The organism is Psychrobacter sp. TB20-MNA-CIBAN-0197 (assembly GCF_040309765.1).
Lineage (GTDB): Bacteria > Pseudomonadota > Gammaproteobacteria > Pseudomonadales > Moraxellaceae > Psychrobacter > Psychrobacter submarinus.
The window spans coordinates 1-490 of record NZ_JBEOPC010000096.1; the positions used below are offsets into that span (position 1 = coordinate 1).

Annotated in this window: 1 protein-coding gene; it reads left to right on the forward strand. The window is 40.2% G+C overall.

Going from position 1 to position 490, the window contains the following annotated elements; translation table 11 throughout:
- Positions 1–20: 20 nt before the first annotated feature.
- A partial coding sequence (locus AAEY83_RS12815; RefSeq protein ID WP_351059268.1) for an aminopeptidase P N-terminal domain-containing protein occupies positions 21–490 on the forward strand: 470 nt, incomplete at its 3' end.

Here is a 490-nt window from a genome sequence, read left to right on the forward strand (position 1 = left end):
GTTAAACGGGTTGGTTAATAATGGTTGAAGTACAAAAGTCAGAATTTAAAGCACGCCGTGAGCGTTTACTTGCGCAAATGGATAAAAATAGCGTTGCTATTATTCCCGCTGCAAGCGAAGTGACGCGTAGCCGCGATACCGAATATGCATTTAGACAAGATAGCGACTTTTTCTATTTAACAGGCTTTAACGAACCCGACGCTGTACTTGTACTATGTAACAACAGCGATGCACCCAGTACTTTATTTTGCCTAGATAAAGACAAGCTTGCAGAAATTTGGCATGGCCGCAGAGTTGGCTTTGATAAAGCTAAAAGTGACTACTTGTTTGATGAAGCTTACCCACTAAGTGAATTAAACGATAAGCTACTCGATATACTAAATGAAAAAGATGCGATTTATTTTGCACAAGGTGCTTATACTTCATTTGATACCAAAGTGTTTACGTTACTAGGCACACTTAGAAGTGGTGCGCGAAAAGGCCTCAAAGC